The organism is Herbaspirillum sp. FG34 (assembly GCF_057809315.1).
This window is the reverse complement of sequence record NZ_JBMDJS010000001.1, coordinates 262,812-278,136: the sequence shown is the minus strand read 5'-3', so window position 1 is coordinate 278,136 and position 15,325 is coordinate 262,812. Positions and strand designations below refer to the sequence as shown.

The 15,325-nt window shown below is 63.3% G+C and carries 14 protein-coding genes; 9 read left to right on the top strand and 5 right to left on the bottom strand.

From position 1 onward, the window contains the following. Positions 1-6 precede the first annotated feature (6 nt). From ACODSZ_RS01215 to ACODSZ_RS01205, 3 genes are all read left to right on the top strand, one after another. A complete protein-coding gene (locus ACODSZ_RS01215; RefSeq protein ID WP_488926858.1) occupies positions 7-1,251 on the top strand; it encodes a ribulose-bisphosphate carboxylase large subunit family protein in 1,245 nt (414 codons plus the stop codon). Then, the gene (oiaK, locus tag ACODSZ_RS01210) at positions 1,248-2,636 is read left to right on the top strand and encodes a 3-oxo-isoapionate kinase OiaK (protein ID WP_175344483.1); all 1,389 of its coding nucleotides are present in this window, start codon (positions 1,248-1,250) and stop codon (positions 2,634-2,636) included. The genes ACODSZ_RS01215 and oiaK overlap by 4 nt, the downstream gene beginning before the upstream one ends. A gap of 96 nt (positions 2,637-2,732) precedes the next feature. Next, complete coding sequence (locus tag ACODSZ_RS01205; RefSeq protein ID WP_008326821.1) at positions 2,733-3,440, top strand: transcriptional regulator NanR; 708 nt, start codon at positions 2,733-2,735, stop codon at positions 3,438-3,440. A gap of 4 nt (positions 3,441-3,444) precedes the next feature. On the opposite strand, the gene ACODSZ_RS01200 is transcribed toward ACODSZ_RS01205, so the two are convergent. The 3 genes from ACODSZ_RS01200 to ACODSZ_RS01190 form a co-directional block, all read right to left on the bottom strand. Then, positions 3,445-4,302: a hypothetical protein gene (locus ACODSZ_RS01200; RefSeq protein ID WP_488926857.1), complete on the bottom strand. Its 858-nt coding sequence runs from the start codon at positions 4,300-4,302 to the stop codon at positions 3,445-3,447. 94 nt (positions 4,303-4,396) lie between these two features. Further along, entirely contained in the window at positions 4,397-4,987 is a 591-nt protein-coding gene (locus ACODSZ_RS01195; protein WP_008326823.1) for an IMPACT family protein, read from the bottom strand. 13 nt (positions 4,988-5,000) lie between these two features. Next, on the bottom strand, positions 5,001-5,897 hold the full coding sequence (locus ACODSZ_RS01190; RefSeq protein ID WP_008326825.1) for a ParB N-terminal domain-containing protein: 897 nt from the start codon (positions 5,895-5,897) through the stop codon (positions 5,001-5,003). A 137-nt stretch (positions 5,898-6,034) separates the two neighbouring features. Here ACODSZ_RS01190 and ACODSZ_RS01185 point away from each other — a divergent pair, with 137 nt between their 5' ends. Further along, a complete protein-coding gene (locus ACODSZ_RS01185; protein WP_488926856.1) occupies positions 6,035-6,982 on the top strand; it encodes a patatin-like phospholipase family protein in 948 nt (315 codons plus the stop codon). Between the two features lie 91 nt (positions 6,983-7,073). On the opposite strand, the gene ACODSZ_RS01180 is transcribed toward ACODSZ_RS01185, so the two are convergent. Then, positions 7,074-7,676, bottom strand: a complete 603-nt coding sequence (locus ACODSZ_RS01180) for a C40 family peptidase (RefSeq protein WP_488926855.1) — start codon at positions 7,674-7,676, stop codon at positions 7,074-7,076. A gap of 350 nt (positions 7,677-8,026) precedes the next feature. Here ACODSZ_RS01180 and ACODSZ_RS01175 point away from each other — a divergent pair, with 350 nt between their 5' ends. The 4 genes from ACODSZ_RS01175 to greA all read left to right on the top strand — a co-directional run bounded on the left by ACODSZ_RS01175 (position 8,027) and on the right by greA (position 14,006). Beyond that, entirely contained in the window at positions 8,027-8,434 is a 408-nt protein-coding gene (locus tag ACODSZ_RS01175; RefSeq protein ID WP_008326828.1) for a GlcG/HbpS family heme-binding protein, read from the top strand. 298 nt (positions 8,435-8,732) lie between these two features. Beyond that, entirely contained in the window at positions 8,733-9,896 is a 1,164-nt protein-coding gene (gene carA / locus ACODSZ_RS01170) for a glutamine-hydrolyzing carbamoyl-phosphate synthase small subunit (RefSeq protein WP_013233399.1), read from the top strand. Then, the gene (gene carB, locus ACODSZ_RS01165; RefSeq protein ID WP_220406364.1) at positions 9,889-13,122 is read left to right on the top strand and encodes a carbamoyl-phosphate synthase large subunit; all 3,234 of its coding nucleotides are present in this window, start codon (positions 9,889-9,891) and stop codon (positions 13,120-13,122) included. Before carA ends, carB begins: the two co-directional genes overlap by 8 nt. 407 nt (positions 13,123-13,529) lie before the next feature. Next, a complete protein-coding gene (greA, locus tag ACODSZ_RS01160; protein WP_013233401.1) occupies positions 13,530-14,006 on the top strand; it encodes a transcription elongation factor GreA in 477 nt (158 codons plus the stop codon). Positions 14,007-14,140: 134 nt separating this feature from the next. On the opposite strand, the gene yhbY is transcribed toward greA, so the two are convergent. Continuing rightward, positions 14,141-14,599, bottom strand: coding sequence for a ribosome assembly RNA-binding protein YhbY (yhbY, locus tag ACODSZ_RS01155; RefSeq protein WP_008326832.1), 459 nt, complete (start codon positions 14,597-14,599; stop codon positions 14,141-14,143). Positions 14,600-14,675: 76 nt separating this feature from the next. Here yhbY and ACODSZ_RS01150 point away from each other — a divergent pair, with 76 nt between their 5' ends. Continuing rightward, positions 14,676-15,323 (top strand): RlmE family RNA methyltransferase, encoded by a 648-nt coding sequence (locus tag ACODSZ_RS01150; protein ID WP_008326838.1) that lies wholly within the window; start codon positions 14,676-14,678, stop codon positions 15,321-15,323. The last annotated feature ends 2 nt before the right edge of the window (positions 15,324-15,325 follow it).

Genomic DNA, 15,325 nt, shown 5'->3' with positions numbered 1-15,325 from the left:
GCGCGCATGGAACGCATCTACGCCAGCTACTGGCTGGAAACCGGCGATGATCCGGCCCGCGCGGCCGAGGTCATCGCAGGCGAACAATCCAGCGGCACCTTCGTGGCGCTGGCCACCGAAACGCCCGCCTTGAAGGAGCGCTCCGGGGCGCGGGTGGAAAAGCTGGAGATCCTCGGCCACAGCACCACGCCCAGCCTGCCCGGCGGCATGCCGGCCGCGCGCTATACGCAATGCCGGCTGGAACTGTCATGGCCCCTGGAAAACACTGGCGCCTCGCTGCCCAACCTGATGTCCACGGTGGCCGGCAACCTGTTCGAACTGCGCCAGGTCTCGGGCCTGCGGCTGACCGACCTGCGCCTGCCGCGCGCCTTCGTGCAAGCCTATCCTGGCCCCGCCTTCGGCATCGCCGGCACGCGCAAGCTCACGGGCGTGACGCACGGGCCGCTGATGGGCACCATCATCAAGCCCAGCATCGGGCTGTCGGTGGAGGAGACGGTAGAGCAGGTGCGTGAACTGGTGGCCGGTGGTATCGACTTCATCAAGGATGATGAATTGCAGGCCGATGGTGGCCGCTGTCCCTTCGATGAACGGGTGCGGGCGGTGATGCGGGTGGTCAACGAGCATGCCGAGCGCACCGGCAAGAAGGTGATGGTGGCCTTCAACCTGACCGGCGATCTCGACCAGATGCGCCGTCGTCACGACCTGGTGCTGGCCGAGGGGGGAAGCTGCGTGATGGCGGTCTTGAATTCCATCGGCCTGGTCGGTCTGCAGGAACTGCGCCGCCATGCGCAGTTGCCGATCCACGCGCATCGTGCCGGTTGGGGCTATCTCACGCGCAGCCCGCAACTGGGCTGGGACTACGCGCCATGGCAGCAGCTGTGGCGCCTGGCCGGGGCCGATCACATGCACGTCAACGGCTTGCGCAACAAGTTCAGCGAGCCCGATGAGAGCGTGGTGGCCGCCGCGCGTTCGGTCCTGCAACCGGTGGTGCCGGGTGCCGAGATGGTCAGCACCATGCCGGTCTTCAGTTCCGGCCAGACCGGTCTGCAGGCCGCCGATACCTATGCGGCCATTGGTTGTGCCGACTTGATCCACACGGCTGGCGGCGGCATCTTCGGTCATCCGCAGGGCGTGGCCGCCGGCGTGCAGGCGCTGCGCGAAGCCTGGGTGGCTGCCATCGAAGGCGTGCCGCTGGCCCAGCATGCCCAACGACATCCGGCCTTGCAGGCGGCGCTGGGGTTCTGGAAATGAGTCTGCTGCCTGATCACGACGGTCTGCCGCCGGGTTTGCTGCTGGCCTATTACGGTGACGACTTCACCGGCTCCACCGACGCCATGGAAGTCATGAGCGCCGCCGGACTGTCTACCGTGCTGTTGCTGCGCACGCCCGATGCGGCGCTGCTGGCGCGCTTTCCCGAGGTGCGCTGCATCGGTATCGCCGGGGCCTCGCGGGGGCGTTCGCCGCAATGGATGGACGATCACCTGCCCGCGCCCTTTGCAGCGCTGGCCTCGCTGCACGCGCCGCTGATGCAATACAAGGTGTGCTCCACCTTCGACTCTTCGCCCGCTACCGGCTCCATCGGTCGTGCCATCGACCTGGGCGTACGCCATATGCGCGGCGACTTTTCGCCCATGATCGTGGGCGCGCCGCGGCTCAAGCGCTATCAGGTGTTCGGCAATCTGTTCGCCGCTGTCGACGGCGAAGCTCATCGGCTGGACCGGCATCCGACCATGGCGCGCCATCCGGTCACCCCCATGGACGAGGCCGATCTGCGCCGCCATCTGCGCCGCCAGACGGCGCGCCGCATCGAACTGGTGGACATGCTGCAATTGCGCGACGGCGCCGAAGTCGCCCATACGCGGCTGCCCTCACTGCGTGGCCAGGATGTGCCGGTGGTGATGATCGATGTTCTGGATGACGAGACCCTGCGCGAAGCCGGTCGACTGGTCTGGGAAGGGCGCGGGGAGGGCGTTTTCAGTGCGTCTTCCTCGGGGCTGCAATATGCGCTCACGGCGTATTGGCGTACACGCGGCTGGATCGCCGCCCAGCCTGCACTGCCGCAGGCCGGGCCGGTGCCGGTGATCGCGGCGGTCAGCGGCAGTTGCTCGCCGGTGACGGCGGGGCAGATCGGCTGGGCGCGCGAACACGGTTTCGTATGCCTGCGCATGGATTTGCCGGCGGTGTTGTCGCAGACCACACGCGAGGCGGAACTGGCACGGCTGGTCAGCTCGGCCGTGGCGGCGCTGCGGGACGGGCGCAGCCCGTTGGTGTTTTCGGCAGAAGGGCCGGACGATCCGTGCGTCACCGGCTTTGATGCCATCGCCGCCGCAGCCGGACTGGCGCGGGCGGAGGCGGCGCAGCAGCTTGGCCTGGCGCTGGCTGCGACCATGCGCCGCTTGCTGGAGGCGATTCCCTTGCAACGCATCGCCATCGCCGGGGGGGACAGCTCGGGCGAAGTGGCCAGCGCTCTGGACATCACGGCGCTGTCGGTTTGCGCCGGACTGGCGCCGGGTGCGCCCTTGTGCCGGGCGTGGTCGGATCATCCCGGACGCGATGGACTGGAGCTGGTGCTCAAGGGCGGGCAGGTCGGCGCGCGCAGTTTCTTCGGCGATGTGCTGGAGGGGCGCTGCCACTGAAATCCGGGCTCGGGCTGGTGGCCGCAATCACAGTCCTGGCGCGGGATTGTGGTAGAGTGCGCGTCCAACGAAACCTACAATTGAGACAGCCCAGCCATGCCGGAACCGATACAGCGACGCAAGCTATACCAGGAAGTCTTGGAGCGCCTGATGGCGCGCATTCATCAGGGGGAATTCCCGCCGGGTTCGCAACTGCCCTCCGAACGCGATCTGATGGATCAGTACGGGGTCGGCCGCCCGGCCGTGCGCGAAGCGCTGCAGGCCATGGAGCGCTCGGGATTCGTGGAAATTGCCCATGGTGAACGGGCGCGCGTGGTCGATCCAACCGCCGACCGCCTCATCGCTCAGATCGCGGCGGGCGCGCAGCATCTGCTGCGGACCAAGCCGGACATGCTGAAACATATGAAGGAAGCGCGCGTGTTCCTGGAAACCAGCACCGCCCGCATGGCGGCCGAACGCGCCACCGAAGAGCAGGTCGCACGCCTGCGCGAGGCCATCGCCGCGCACCGCGCTTCGATGGTCAACCTGGAAGAATTCATCGAACGCGACATGGCTTTTCACCGCGAGATCGCCGACATCAGCGGCAATCCCATCTTTCCCTCGGTGGTGGAATCGATGTTCCGCTGGGCCAGCGAGTTCTACACCACCCTGGTGCGTGCTCCCGGCGCAGAAGAACTGACCCTGGCCGAGCACCAGCGCATCGTCGACGCCATTGCCGCGCATGACGGAGACGCCGCGGCCGAAGCCATGCGCGCGCACCTGATGCGGGCCAATGACCTCTATCGGGAGCTCGGTCAGCAGTAAAGCCCTAGCGCAACATGCCGTGCCAGGTTGGCTGTTTTTCTTCGTGATAATAAGGGCGGGTCAGTGGTGCCGACATCACCGCCGGATCGGCCAGCACCGTGACCGTGAACAGGTCGGGCGGGCCGTCATAGCGGCGGCAGGCCTGGGCTGAATTGCGATTGTTGTGCATGTCCACCACCAGCAGGCGCTTGTCCTGTTCGCTCATGCCAGGCCGGGGCGGCGGGGCCATGCGCTTGGGCGGGATCACCAGGGCGTCGCCCGGTTCCACCCACAGGTCGGCCAGGCTGATTTCATTGACGTAAGGACGCCAGCGCGCCACCGTGATCACCAGCGGCTCGGGTCCGCGCGAAAAGAAGATGTGCGCGAAGTCGTGATACTCCAGGTCGGTGGCATTCCAGGTCAGCAGCTCGCGGCTGCGGCCATCCCCCAGATACGGCGATTCGTAACCGGCCCACTTGCCATAGGTGTACTCGGCCATCACCAGACCGTCGTAGCTGAAATGCAGGCATTGGCCATTGCGCAGCAAGGTCGCGCCGAAGGCCTGGGCGTTCTCCGGGGTGGCGGGCAGGGGTTCGTAACGGACTTCGGGAACGCGGAAATCAAATTCGGTAATCTCGTAGGAGGGCCAGTCCTTGGGCGTGATCGTGCGCTGCCAGTGGGCGATGTCGCGGTAGGTCACGCCGCGTTCGAGCGCCGGTGCTTCCGGCGCCAGCGTGATCAGTTCGCCCACGACGACGGCGCTCTGGCGACCCACGCCGGCCTCGTTGAGCATGTATGGATACTGGTTGGTATCCAGCAAGGGCGCTGAGGGCCCATCCTTGATGAAGAGAACGGGATCGAAATCACTCTGGTCTGGCGGCATGGCTTCCCCTGGTGTTGGCGCGGTGGCGTGGTGACGATGGCCGTCCGGCCTCCCCCGAGGCCGCGTGGCGCTCGCGATCTTCGCACATTTCGGGTCAACTGAGGCGTTTGATCTCGGCGTTCGAAGAGAGTCGGCGGATCGCCTCTTCGGCCTGCGACAGTGCCGCTTCAGGCAGGCGCAGGTGAAGATGGGCCAGCGTGTCGTGGCGGCTGTCCAGCAGTTCGTATTTCTGCTGGATCAGCCAGTGGCGCAACTGCGGTTCGGCCGAATAGACCACGCCGATCTCGATTTCGGCTTGTGCCACGCGTTCGGTGCGCTCGCTGCTCTTGAGCGCAGTCGCAATTGCATCGGTGTAGGCGCGCACCAGGCCGCCCGCACCCAGTTTCACGCCACCGTAGTAACGCACCACCATGGCCAGCACGCCATCGAGTTCATGATGGCGCAGCACTTCGAGCATGGGGCGGCCGGCCGTGCCGGAAGGTTCGCCGTCATCGGACATGCCGGACTGGCCACCGGCCATCAATGCCCAGCAGACATGGGTGGCGCTGCGATGGGCCTCGCGCATCCTGGCGATCTCCTGCATGGCCGCCTCGCGCCCCGGCACCGGCATGACGATGCCGATGAAGCGGCTCTTGCGGATCTCCAGTGTGATCTCGGCGCGTTGCGCGATGGTGAAGGTGGCCATGAGGAAAGCGGCCTCAGTCCTGCGGCGGGACGTTGCCCTTGAGCAGCGCCAGCTCTGCGCGCAAGCCCTGGTTTTCTTCGGAGAGGCGACTCACGCGCGCCTGCAGCGAAGCGATTTCGCGGCGCAGGGCGGCGCTCAGTTCGTTCTCCTGGCCTTCCACCAGAGGGATGGCCTGCTCGCTCATCTCTTGCGCCTTCGGCACGCGCGGGGTGCGGGTGGCGGCTTGCTGTTCGCGCACCTTCTTGGCGGCTTCGCGCAATTCCTTCTTGCCACCGGCGACCGCACTGACCTGCGCCTGGCTGGGCAAGGTGGCCACGGCGGCAGCGGCATTGATGGAGATGGCGCCATTGCGCACCGCCTCCACCAGCTCGGGTGCGGCGGTCTTGCGGATGCGGTCGATCTGGCCGATGGTCGCGCTGCTGATGCCGGCGGCACGCGCAATGTCTTCGCGGGTCTTGATGCGACCGGTGTTGTCATCGGCGTGCCAGGGATCATCGCCTGAGGGGGAGGCATCGCCAACGCCTTCAGGCGCGGCGGTCTGGTCAGTAGCGGCGGCCACCTTGGCGGGCTTGGCCTCGGCCTTGGTGCGGGCGGCGATGATGTCGCGCTTGCGCAGGGCCAGCATGCCGCGCTGGAAGTCCGAGACGCTGCGACGACCGAGCTGGTTGTCGATCATCCAGAGCAGCACGTCCTCCAGCGAGCCAAAGCTGTCGTTCTGGATGGTCTTGAAGGGCAGGTCGTACTTGCTGCAGATTTCGTAACGGTTGTGACCATCGATGAGCACCTCGCCCCACAGCACCAGCGCATCGCGGCAGCCTTCGGCCAGCAGGCTGCGTTCCAGCGCGGCATATTCGTTGGGGGTGAGGGGATCGATGTACTGTTTCAGTTCTTCGTTGATGACGATATTCATGGGACTGTGACGCCGAAGGCGTCTGGACTGAATCGAAAAGCCGGGGTCGCATTCTACACCACTGCCTGTGGCACTCTCCGGACGGTCGGGGTGCTTGCAGTACAATGTCGGGCTTCATCACTGCTGCCCCTCGCGTCATGCGCATTCGATTCCGTCTGATGGCTGCGGCCATTGTTTCTGCCTTGTTTCTCTCTGCCTGCGGCACGTCATCGCTCTTGCCGGGTGGCGCTGCGTCCAGGCCCGCCGAGACCGCCGTCGCACCCAGTGCCACGGCGGCGCCCACCCCGCGCAAGATCAAGATCGGCCTGGCCCTGGGCGGCGGCGCTGCGCGCGGCTTTGCCCACATCGGCGTGATCAAGGCGCTGGAAGCCCAGGGCATCACCGTGGACGTGGTGGCGGGGACCAGTGCCGGCAGCCTGGTGGGCGCGCTCTATGCCGCCGGCAATGACGGCTTCGCCCTGCAGAAGCTGGCGCTGGCGATGGACGAGGCGGCCATCTCGGACTGGTCGGTGCCGCTGTTCTCCAAGCTCAGTGGCGTGCTCAAGGGGGAGGGCGTGCAGAATTACGTGAACAAGGCGGTGCACAACGTGCCCATCGAGAAATTCAAGATTCCCTTCGGCGCGGTGGCCACCGATCTGCGTACCGGTCAGCCCATCCTGTTCCAGCGCGGCAATGCCGGTACGGCAGTGCGCGCGTCCTCGGCGGTGCCGGGCGTGTTCCAGCCGGTCAGGATCGGCGACCATACCTATGTCGATGGCGGACTGGTGGCGCCGGTGCCGGTGCACTTCGCACGGCAGATGGGGGCGGACTTCGTGATCGCGGTCAACATCTCGGCCAATCCGGAGGCGCAGGCAGCGGCCAGCAGTTCCCTCGACGTGCTGCTGCAGACCTTCGCCATCATGGGGCAGACCATCAACCAGTATGAGCTGAAGAATGCCGACATCGTCCTGCAGCCGGGGCTGGGCGCCATGAAGGGGAGCGACTTCGCCAGCCGCAACGTGGCCATTCTGGCCGGCGAGCAGGCTGCCAGTGCAGCCATGCCGGAAATCAAGCGCAAGTTGAAGCAGATGGAGACCGGTAACTGACGGCTGGGCCGTTTTTGGGCGGTATATGAAGGAAAAAAAAGGCCGCTGTCCCCAGCGGCCTTTTGCTATGTGCGGTGCACCGTGATGGTGATCATTTCTGTTCGTCGTCGCCCGCGATGATGCGGCGCGCACCATTGAAGCGCTTCTTCCAGTAGGACTCGTCCATGCTCTCGATGCGCACCTGACCACCGGTCGAGGGGGAGTGAATGAACTTGCCGTCACCCAGGTAGATGCCGACGTGCGAGAAGCCGCGGCGCAGGGTGTTGTAGAACACCAGGTCGCCCGGTTGCAGGTTGTCGCTGCCAACCTTCTCGCCCACGCGGCTGATTTCCAGCGAGGTGCGCGGCAGGTCGGTACCCCATGCTTCCTTGAAGACGTAACGCACCAGACCGCTGCAATCCAGGCCGGTATCAGGCGAATTGCCGCCGTAACGGTAATTGATGCCCAGCATGGCCAGCGCCTGGGTGGCCAGTTCGGAAGCACGATTGGTGATTTCTTGCAGGCGGGCGATCGCAAGATTGGTCCTGCTGATCAACTGCTGGGCTTGCGGGGAGGTCGCTTGGGGAGGAGGAAGATCCTGCGCTGCCAGGGAAAGGTCAGCGGAATGAGCCGATGCACTGATCCAGAGGCCGACCGCCAGCGCGCATGCGCGAGCGGTTTGTCGTCGGATTCGGTCAGATCGGCGTAGGGTCATCGGGATCCTCTCAAAATAGGATTGCAGGAATGTAAGGTAAATCTTACGGCTTGTCAAAAGCTGGATTCGTGCCAGCTTGTCAAACTGAAATGATTTACGGGTTAAAGCGGGCTGCTTGCGGGTTTCTCCCTGTCAGGGTTTTTCCTACACGCGGTAGGAAAACAGCCCGGCTAAAAGATTTACGTTTTTACAGAAAGTTTCCTTGCTGCATGAGAAAAATGAGTTGCGGGCCAGGTGTGATGCAAAAAACTTCATCTATGGCGTGAAGATGACTTGGCCGGGCGGGATGTCAAAAAAGACTTTCTGGCCGTACAATCAGCGTTCAATTTTTTCTGCCTATCGGAGCAAACATGCAAACCAAACCGTTCCTGTCGCTGGACGACGTCAAGAAGATCGCTGCCGGCGCTGAAGCCGAAGCCCGTGCCAACAACTGGAACGTGGCCATCTCGGTGGTCGATGACGGCGGCCACCTGCTGTGGCTGCAGCGCATGGACGGCGCCGCCCCGATCTCCTCGCAGATCGCCCCGGCCAAGGCGCGCACCGCTGCCCTGGGTCGCCGCGAAAGCAAGATCTATGAAGACATGATCAACAACGGCCGCGTCTCCTTCCTGAGCGCTCCTGGCCTGGACGGCCTGCTCGAAGGCGGCGTGCCGGTGGTGGTCGATGGCCATTACGTGGGCGCCGTCGGCGTCTCGGGCGTGAAGTCCTCGGAAGACGTGCAGATCGCCAAGGCCGGTATCGCTGCCCTGGGCCTGTAATCTCTCCCGCGCCGGCAGCCTCGTCTGCCGGCGCTCCCGCCTTGTCTGCACCCCGTTTCGGTGCAATTTGCGCCAACTTTCGGCAATCTACGATTTGCCGGAGGGAGGCTCTTGCGCTATAATTGAGCGGTTTAGCCAATTTTATCCGCCGTAGCGCATACCCATTCCTCTTCCTCGTTCCCAACAGGCCCAGCCACGCTTCCGTACCGAATGAGTCGGGGTGTTCGCGCCGGTCAGTTTGGCGCGCAAAGGTCTACCGGTCATCCAGCCGCGGCGGTAACAATCTCAGGAGTTACCCTTGCTGCCTCTTCTTTCCGGTCCCGCGATTCCGGCCGTCCTCGCGCTCGCAGACGGGTCTGTCTTCCAAGGTTTTTCCATCGGCGCCGCAGGCAACACCACCGGTGAGGTGGTCTTCAATACCGCGATGACCGGCTACCAGGAAATCCTGACCGACCCCAGCTACAGCCGCCAGATCGTCACCCTTACCTATCCGCACATCGGCAACACGGGCGTGAACCGTGAAGACGTCGAAGCGTCGCAGATCCACGCCGCCGGCCTCATCATCAAGGACCTGCCGCGCCTGCTGTCGAACTTCCGCAGCCAGCAATCGCTGTCGGATTATCTGAAAGAAGGCAACATCGTCTCCATCGCCGGCATCGATACCCGCAAGCTGACCCGCATCCTGCGCGAGAAGGGTGCCCAGAACGGCGCCATCGTCGCCGGTGAAGCCGACATTGCTGCTGCCACCGCCAAGGCACTGGAACTGGCACGCGCCTTCCCGGGCCTGGCCGGCATGGACCTGGCCAAGGTGGTCTCCACCCAGAAGGCCTACAACTGGACCGAGACCGAATGGCGCCTGGGCCGCGGCTATGGCCAGCAGATCACCCCGAAATTCCACGTGGTCGCCTTCGACTACGGCGTCAAGTACAACATCCTGCGCATGCTGGCCGAGCGCGGCTGCAAGGTCACCGTGCTGCCGGCGCAAGCCACTGCGGCCGAAGCGCTGGCCCTGAACCCGGACGGCATCTTCCTCTCCAACGGTCCTGGCGATCCGGAGCCCTGTGATTACGCCATCGCCGCCTCCAAGGAGCTGATCGAGCGCGGTATCCCGACCTTCGGCATCTGCCTGGGTCACCAGATCATGGCCCTGGCCTCCGGCGCCAAGACCTTGAAGATGAAGTTCGGCCACCACGGTGCCAACCACCCGGTGCAGGACCTGGATTCCAAGCAGGTGATGATCACCTCGCAGAACCACGGTTTCGCCGTGGACCAGGCGACCCTGCCGGCCAACTGCCGCGTGACCCACGTGTCGCTCTTCGACGGTTCGCTGCAAGGCTTCGAGCGTACCGACAAACCTGCTTTCTGCTTCCAGGGCCACCCCGAAGCATCCCCTGGACCGCATGACATCGCTCCCCTGTTCGACAAGTTCGTGGCGATGATGGAGAAGAAACAAAATGCCTAAGCGTACTGACATCAAAAGCATCCTGATCATTGGCGCTGGCCCGATCATCATCGGCCAGGCCTGCGAATTCGACTATTCCGGCGCCCAGGCCTGCAAGGCCCTGCGTGAAGAAGGTTTCAAGGTCATCCTGGTCAACAGCAACCCGGCCACCATCATGACCGACCCGGAAATGGCCGATGCCACCTACATCGAGCCGATCACCTGGCAAGCTGTCGAGCGCATCATCGCCAAGGAAAAACCGGACGCCATCCTGCCGACCATGGGCGGCCAGACCGCGCTGAACTGCGCGCTGGACCTGCATCGCAACGGCGTGCTGGAGAAGTACAAGGTCGAGCTGATCGGCGCGACCCCGGAAGCCATCGACAAGGCCGAAGACCGCTCCAAGTTCAAGCAGGCCATGACCAAGATCGGCCTGGGTTCGGCCCGTTCGGGCGTGTCGCACACGATGGAAGAATCGTGGGCGGTGCAGAAGACCATCGGCTTCCCGGTCATCATCCGTCCGTCCTTCACCATGGGCGGCACCGGCGGCGGCATCGCCTACAACGCCGAGGAATTCGAAACCATCTGCAAGCGCGGCCTGGAGGCTTCGCCGACGTCCGAACTGCTGATCGAAGAATCGCTGATCGGCTGGAAGGAATACGAAATGGAAGTGGTCCGCGACAAGGCGGACAACTGCATCATCGTCTGTTCCATCGAAAACCTGGACCCGATGGGCGTGCACACCGGCGACTCCATCACCGTCGCCCCGGCACAGACGCTGACCGACAAGGAATACCAGATCATGCGTAACGCCTCGCTGGCGGTGCTGCGTGAAATCGGTGTGGATACCGGTGGCTCCAACGTGCAGTTCTCGGTCAACCCGGCCGATGGCCGCATGATCGTCATCGAAATGAACCCGCGCGTCTCGCGTTCCTCGGCACTGGCCTCCAAGGCCACCGGCTTCCCGATCGCCAAGATCGCCGCCAAGCTGGCCGTGGGCTTCACGCTCGATGAACTGCGCAACGAGATCACCGGCGGCGCGACCCCGGCGTCCTTCGAGCCGTCCATCGACTACGTCGTGACCAAGATCCCGCGCTTCACCTTCGAGAAATTCCCGCAGGCCGACAAGCACCTGACCACCCAGATGAAGTCCGTGGGTGAAGTGATGGCCATCGGTCGTACCTTCCAGGAGTCTTTCCAGAAAGCCCTGCGTGGCCTGGAAGTGGGCGTTGACGGCATGAACGAAAAGACCACCGACCGCGAACTGATCGAGAAGGAACTGGGCGAACCCGGTCCGGACCGCATCTGGTACGTGGGTGACGCCTTCGCGCAAGGCTTCTCGCTGGAAGAAGTGCATGGCCTGACCCACATCGACCCGTGGTTCCTGTCGCAGATCAAGGAGATCGTCGACATCGAACTGTGGCTGGAAAAGGATGTGGCGCTGGAGTCGCTGGACAAGGCGACCCTGTTCCAGCTGAAGCAGAAGGGCTTCTCGGATCGTCGCCTGGCCAAGCTGTTGAAGACCACCGACACCGCCGTGCGCGAGCAGCGCAAGAAGCTTAACGTGCGTCCGGTCTTCAAGCGCGTCGATACCTGTGCGGGCGAGTTCTCGACCGATACCGCCTACATGTATTCGACCTACGACGAAGAGTGCGAATCCAACCCGACCGACAAGAAGAAGATCATGGTGCTGGGCGGTGGCCCGAACCGTATCGGCCAGGGCATCGAGTTTGACTACTGCTGCGTGCACGCGGCACTGGCGATGCGCGATGACGGTTACGAAACCATCATGGTCAACTGCAACCCGGAAACCGTCTCGACCGACTACGACACTTCCGACCGCCTGTACTTCGAGCCGGTGACGCTGGAAGACGTGCTGGAAATCGTCGACAAGGAAAAGCCGGTTGGCGTGATCGTCCAGTACGGCGGCCAGACCCCGCTGAAGCTGGCGCTGGACCTGGAAGCCAATGGCGTGCCCATCGTCGGCACCTCGCCTGACATGATCGACGCCGCGGAAGACCGCGAGCGTTTCCAGAAGCTGCTGCAGGACCTCGGCCTGCGCCAGCCGCCCAACCGTACCGCCCGTACCGAAGCCGATGCGCTGCAACTGGCGCAGGAAATCGGTTATCCGCTGGTGGTGCGCCCGTCCTACGTGCTGGGTGGCCGCGCCATGGAAATCGTCCACGAGCAACGTGACCTGGAGCGCTACATGCGCGAAGCCGTCAAGGTTTCGCATGATTCGCCGGTGCTGCTGGACCGCTTCCTGAACGACGCCATCGAAGTGGACGTCGATTGCCTCTCCGACGGTGAACGTACCTTCATCGGCGGCGTGATGGAGCACATCGAACAGGCTGGCGTGCACTCGGGCGACTCGGCTTGCTCGCTGCCGCCGTATTCGCTGTCCAAGGAAACGATTGAAGAACTGAAGCGCCAGACCGCGCTGATGGCCAAGGGCCTGAACGTGGTCGGCCTGATGAACGTGCAGTTCGCCATCCAGCAAAGTGAAGTCGATGGCAAGACCGTCGATACCGTCTTCGTGCTGGAAGTGAACCCGCGTGCATCGCGTACCGTGCCCTTCGTCTCCAAGGCGACCGGCCTGCAGCTGGCCAAGATCGCTGCACGCTGCATGGTCGGCCAGTCGCTGGACAGCCAGGGCATCAAGAACGAAGTCGTGCCGCCTTACTACAGCGTCAAGGAAGCCGTGTTCCCGTTCGTCAAGTTCCCGGGCGTGGACACCATCCTCGGCCCTGAAATGAAGTCCACCGGCGAAGTCATGGGCGTGGGCAAGACCTTCGGCGAAGCCTTCGTGAAGTCGCAGATGGGTGCTGGCGTGAAGCTGCCGAAATCGGGCAAGGTCTTCCTGTCGGTGAAGAACAGCGACAAGCCGCGTGCCGTGCAAGTGGCGCGCGACCTGGTCGCCCTGGGCTTCTCGATTGTGGCTACCAAGGGTACGGCCGCTGCCATCAGCGCTGCCGGCATCCCCGTGGCGACCGTCAACAAGGTGGTGGAAGGCCGTCCGCACATCGTGGACATGGTCAAGAACAACGAGATCACCCTGGTGGTGAACACCGTTGAAGAAAAGCGCAACGCCATTGCCGACTCCGGAGCGATCCGTACTTCGGCGCTGGCCGCCCGCGTGACCACCTTCACCACCATCGCCGGTGCCGAAGCGGCAGTGGAAGGCATGCGCCATCTGGACGCGCTGGACGTCTACGATTTACAAGGCCTGCATAAAGCTATACACTAAACCCACAACACGTTACTTTTGCCGGCTTTAGCTTGATTGACGCCGGCAGGCAAAGAGGGCATCTGAGCAATCGATGCCCTCTCTGACTTTTGGACGACACCCTGCGGCCACAACATGTTCAATGTTGCAGGGCAGATCCGTCCGGGGACGCTAAGGACATGACGCCATCGGGCCTCACGCATGTGGATTTGCGCGTGGCGTCATGTCCTTAGCGGCTCTGAGTCAGAGCGCGTGTTGTTGAAGAGCTGACGGAATCCTGCATCAACGGTCCGTTCACCAGTCAGACTGTTCCCGTAAAAACAACGCTTGTCCGCCAGGTTGGCGGCGCGGAGATCTTTTTGCGTGTTCAGCGGCCGGCGGACCTTGGATGCGTCTTCCGTGTAACCCTAACCTTGAGCAAGAGACTTATGAGCACAGTTCCCCTTACCAAGCGTGGCGCCGAACTTCTGAAGGAAGAATTGCACCGTTTGAAAACCAAAGACCGTCCGGAAGTCATCAATGCAATCGCCGAAGCGCGCGCGCAGGGTGACTTGTCCGAAAACGCCGAATACGAGTCGGCCAAGGAGCGCCAGGCCTTCATCGAAGGCCGTATCGCCGACCTGGAAGGCAAGCTGGGCGCGGCCCAGATCGTCGACCCGGCCGAACTGAACGCTGAGGGCCGCGTGGTCTTCGCCTCCACCGTGGACCTGGAAAACCTGGACAGCGGCGAGAAGGTGACCTACCAGATCGTCGGTCTGGACGAAGCCGACATCAAGGAATCCAAGGTCTCCGTGACCTCGCCCATCGCCCGTGCCCTGATCGGCAAGAGCGCCGGTGACGTGGTGGCCGTGGAAGCCCCCTCGGGCCTGAAGGAATACGAAATCCTGGAAGTGCGCTACGTCTGACGTAGTCCGCCGCATCCGTCCCGCGCAGAGCAGGGCGGATGCGGCATTGATCCTGCCGCAACACCGACGCCGGAAATGAAAATGCCCGCATCAGCGGGCATTCTGTTTTGTGGACCGTGGCCCCGTGGCGGCGATCAGCCAGCGCTCTTCTTGGTGCTGCGCTGGCGCGGCTTGGCTTTCTTGACCAGACCACCGGCGGTGATGCGTTCGTTGCCCTTGAGCATGACCTTGCTCACCGAAGGACGCTTGGTGGCGTGCGACTTGACGATGGTCACTTCGCGCAGGCCGCCCTTGGCGCCGGCAGCGGCTTTCTTGCCTTCGTCCTTTTGAGGACGATACAGCACCAGCAGCTTGCCGATGTGTTGTACCGGCGCAGCCTTGAGCTCGGCGCAGATGGTTTCGTAGATCGCGATGCGGGCTTCGCGGTCGTCGCCGAAGACACGGACCTTGATGAGGCCGTGGGCGTTGAGGCTCTTGTCGATTTCCTTCATGACGGATTCGGAAAGGCCACTTTCGCCTACCATCACGACGGGGTTCAAGCCATGGGCCTGGGCGCGCAGTTCGCTGCGCTCGGCGGGAGTCAGATTCAACATGGGAGTGCAGGTTCGGGACGAGGTCTCGGCGGCGCCAAGTTGTCCCTCAATGAGATAAAACCAGTATTCTACGCGAATGGCAAAGAACAAACTGAACAAAAACTGGTTACACGACCATATCAACGACCCTTATGTGAAGTTGGCACAGAAGGAAGGCTATCGTGCGCGTGCCGCCTACAAGCTCAAGGAAATCGATGAGGAAGAACGTCTCATCAAGCCCGGGCAGGTGATCGTCGACCTCGGCTGCACCCCCGGCAGCTGGTGCCAGTACGCCCGCAACAAGCTGGCCGGCGCCGAGGGTGGCGGCATCCACGGCACCATCATCGGGCTGGACATCCTGCCGATGGACCCGATTGCCGATGTGCACTACATCCAGGGCGATTTCCGCGAAGACGAGCCGGTGCGCCAGCTCGAAGCCGTGCTGGAGGGGCGCAAGGCCGATCTGGTGCTCTCGGACATGGCGCCCAACCTGTCGGGCGTGGCCATTGCCGATGCCGCGCGGGTGGAGTACCTGATCGACCTGGCCATCGATTTTGCGCAGCTGCACATGAAACCTGGCGGCGCTTTGCTGGTCAAGTGTTTCAACGGGACCGGCTACAACGAACTGGTGCACAAATTCCGGGCCGAATTCAAGACGGTGATGTCCAAGAAACCCAAGGCCAGCCGCGACAAGTCGTCCGAAATCTTTCTGCTAGGGAAAATCCTGAAAAATCCTCGCAGTTAAAT

Bases quoted from the DNA above. Each gene is read 5' to 3' on its own strand.
- yhbY (WP_008326832.1), bottom strand. From the start codon at position 14,599: ATGTTGAATCTGACTCCCGCCGAGCGCAGCGAACTGCGCGCCCAGGCC.
- oiaK (WP_175344483.1), top strand. From the start codon at position 1,248: ATGAGTCTGCTGCCTGATCACGACGGTCTGCCGCCGGGTTTGCTGCTG.
- ACODSZ_RS01205 (WP_008326821.1), top strand. From the start codon at position 2,733: ATGCCGGAACCGATACAGCGACGCAAGCTATACCAGGAAGTCTTGGAG.
- ACODSZ_RS01200 (WP_488926857.1), bottom strand. From the start codon at position 4,302: ATGCCGCCAGACCAGAGTGATTTCGATCCCGTTCTCTTCATCAAGGAT.
- ACODSZ_RS01185 (WP_488926856.1), top strand. From the start codon at position 6,035: ATGCGCATTCGATTCCGTCTGATGGCTGCGGCCATTGTTTCTGCCTTG.
- ACODSZ_RS01215 (WP_488926858.1), top strand. From the start codon at position 7: ATGGAACGCATCTACGCCAGCTACTGGCTGGAAACCGGCGATGATCCG.
- ACODSZ_RS01190 (WP_008326825.1), bottom strand. From the start codon at position 5,897: ATGAATATCGTCATCAACGAAGAACTGAAACAGTACATCGATCCCCTC.
- carB (WP_220406364.1), top strand. From the start codon at position 9,889: ATGCCTAAGCGTACTGACATCAAAAGCATCCTGATCATTGGCGCTGGC.
- ACODSZ_RS01175 (WP_008326828.1), top strand. From the start codon at position 8,027: ATGCAAACCAAACCGTTCCTGTCGCTGGACGACGTCAAGAAGATCGCT.
- ACODSZ_RS01180 (WP_488926855.1), bottom strand. From the start codon at position 7,676: ATGACCCTACGCCGATCTGACCGAATCCGACGACAAACCGCTCGCGCA.
- ACODSZ_RS01150 (WP_008326838.1), top strand. From the start codon at position 14,676: ATGGCAAAGAACAAACTGAACAAAAACTGGTTACACGACCATATCAAC.
- ACODSZ_RS01195 (WP_008326823.1), bottom strand. From the start codon at position 4,987: ATGGCCACCTTCACCATCGCGCAACGCGCCGAGATCACACTGGAGATC.
- greA (WP_013233401.1), top strand. From the start codon at position 13,530: ATGAGCACAGTTCCCCTTACCAAGCGTGGCGCCGAACTTCTGAAGGAA.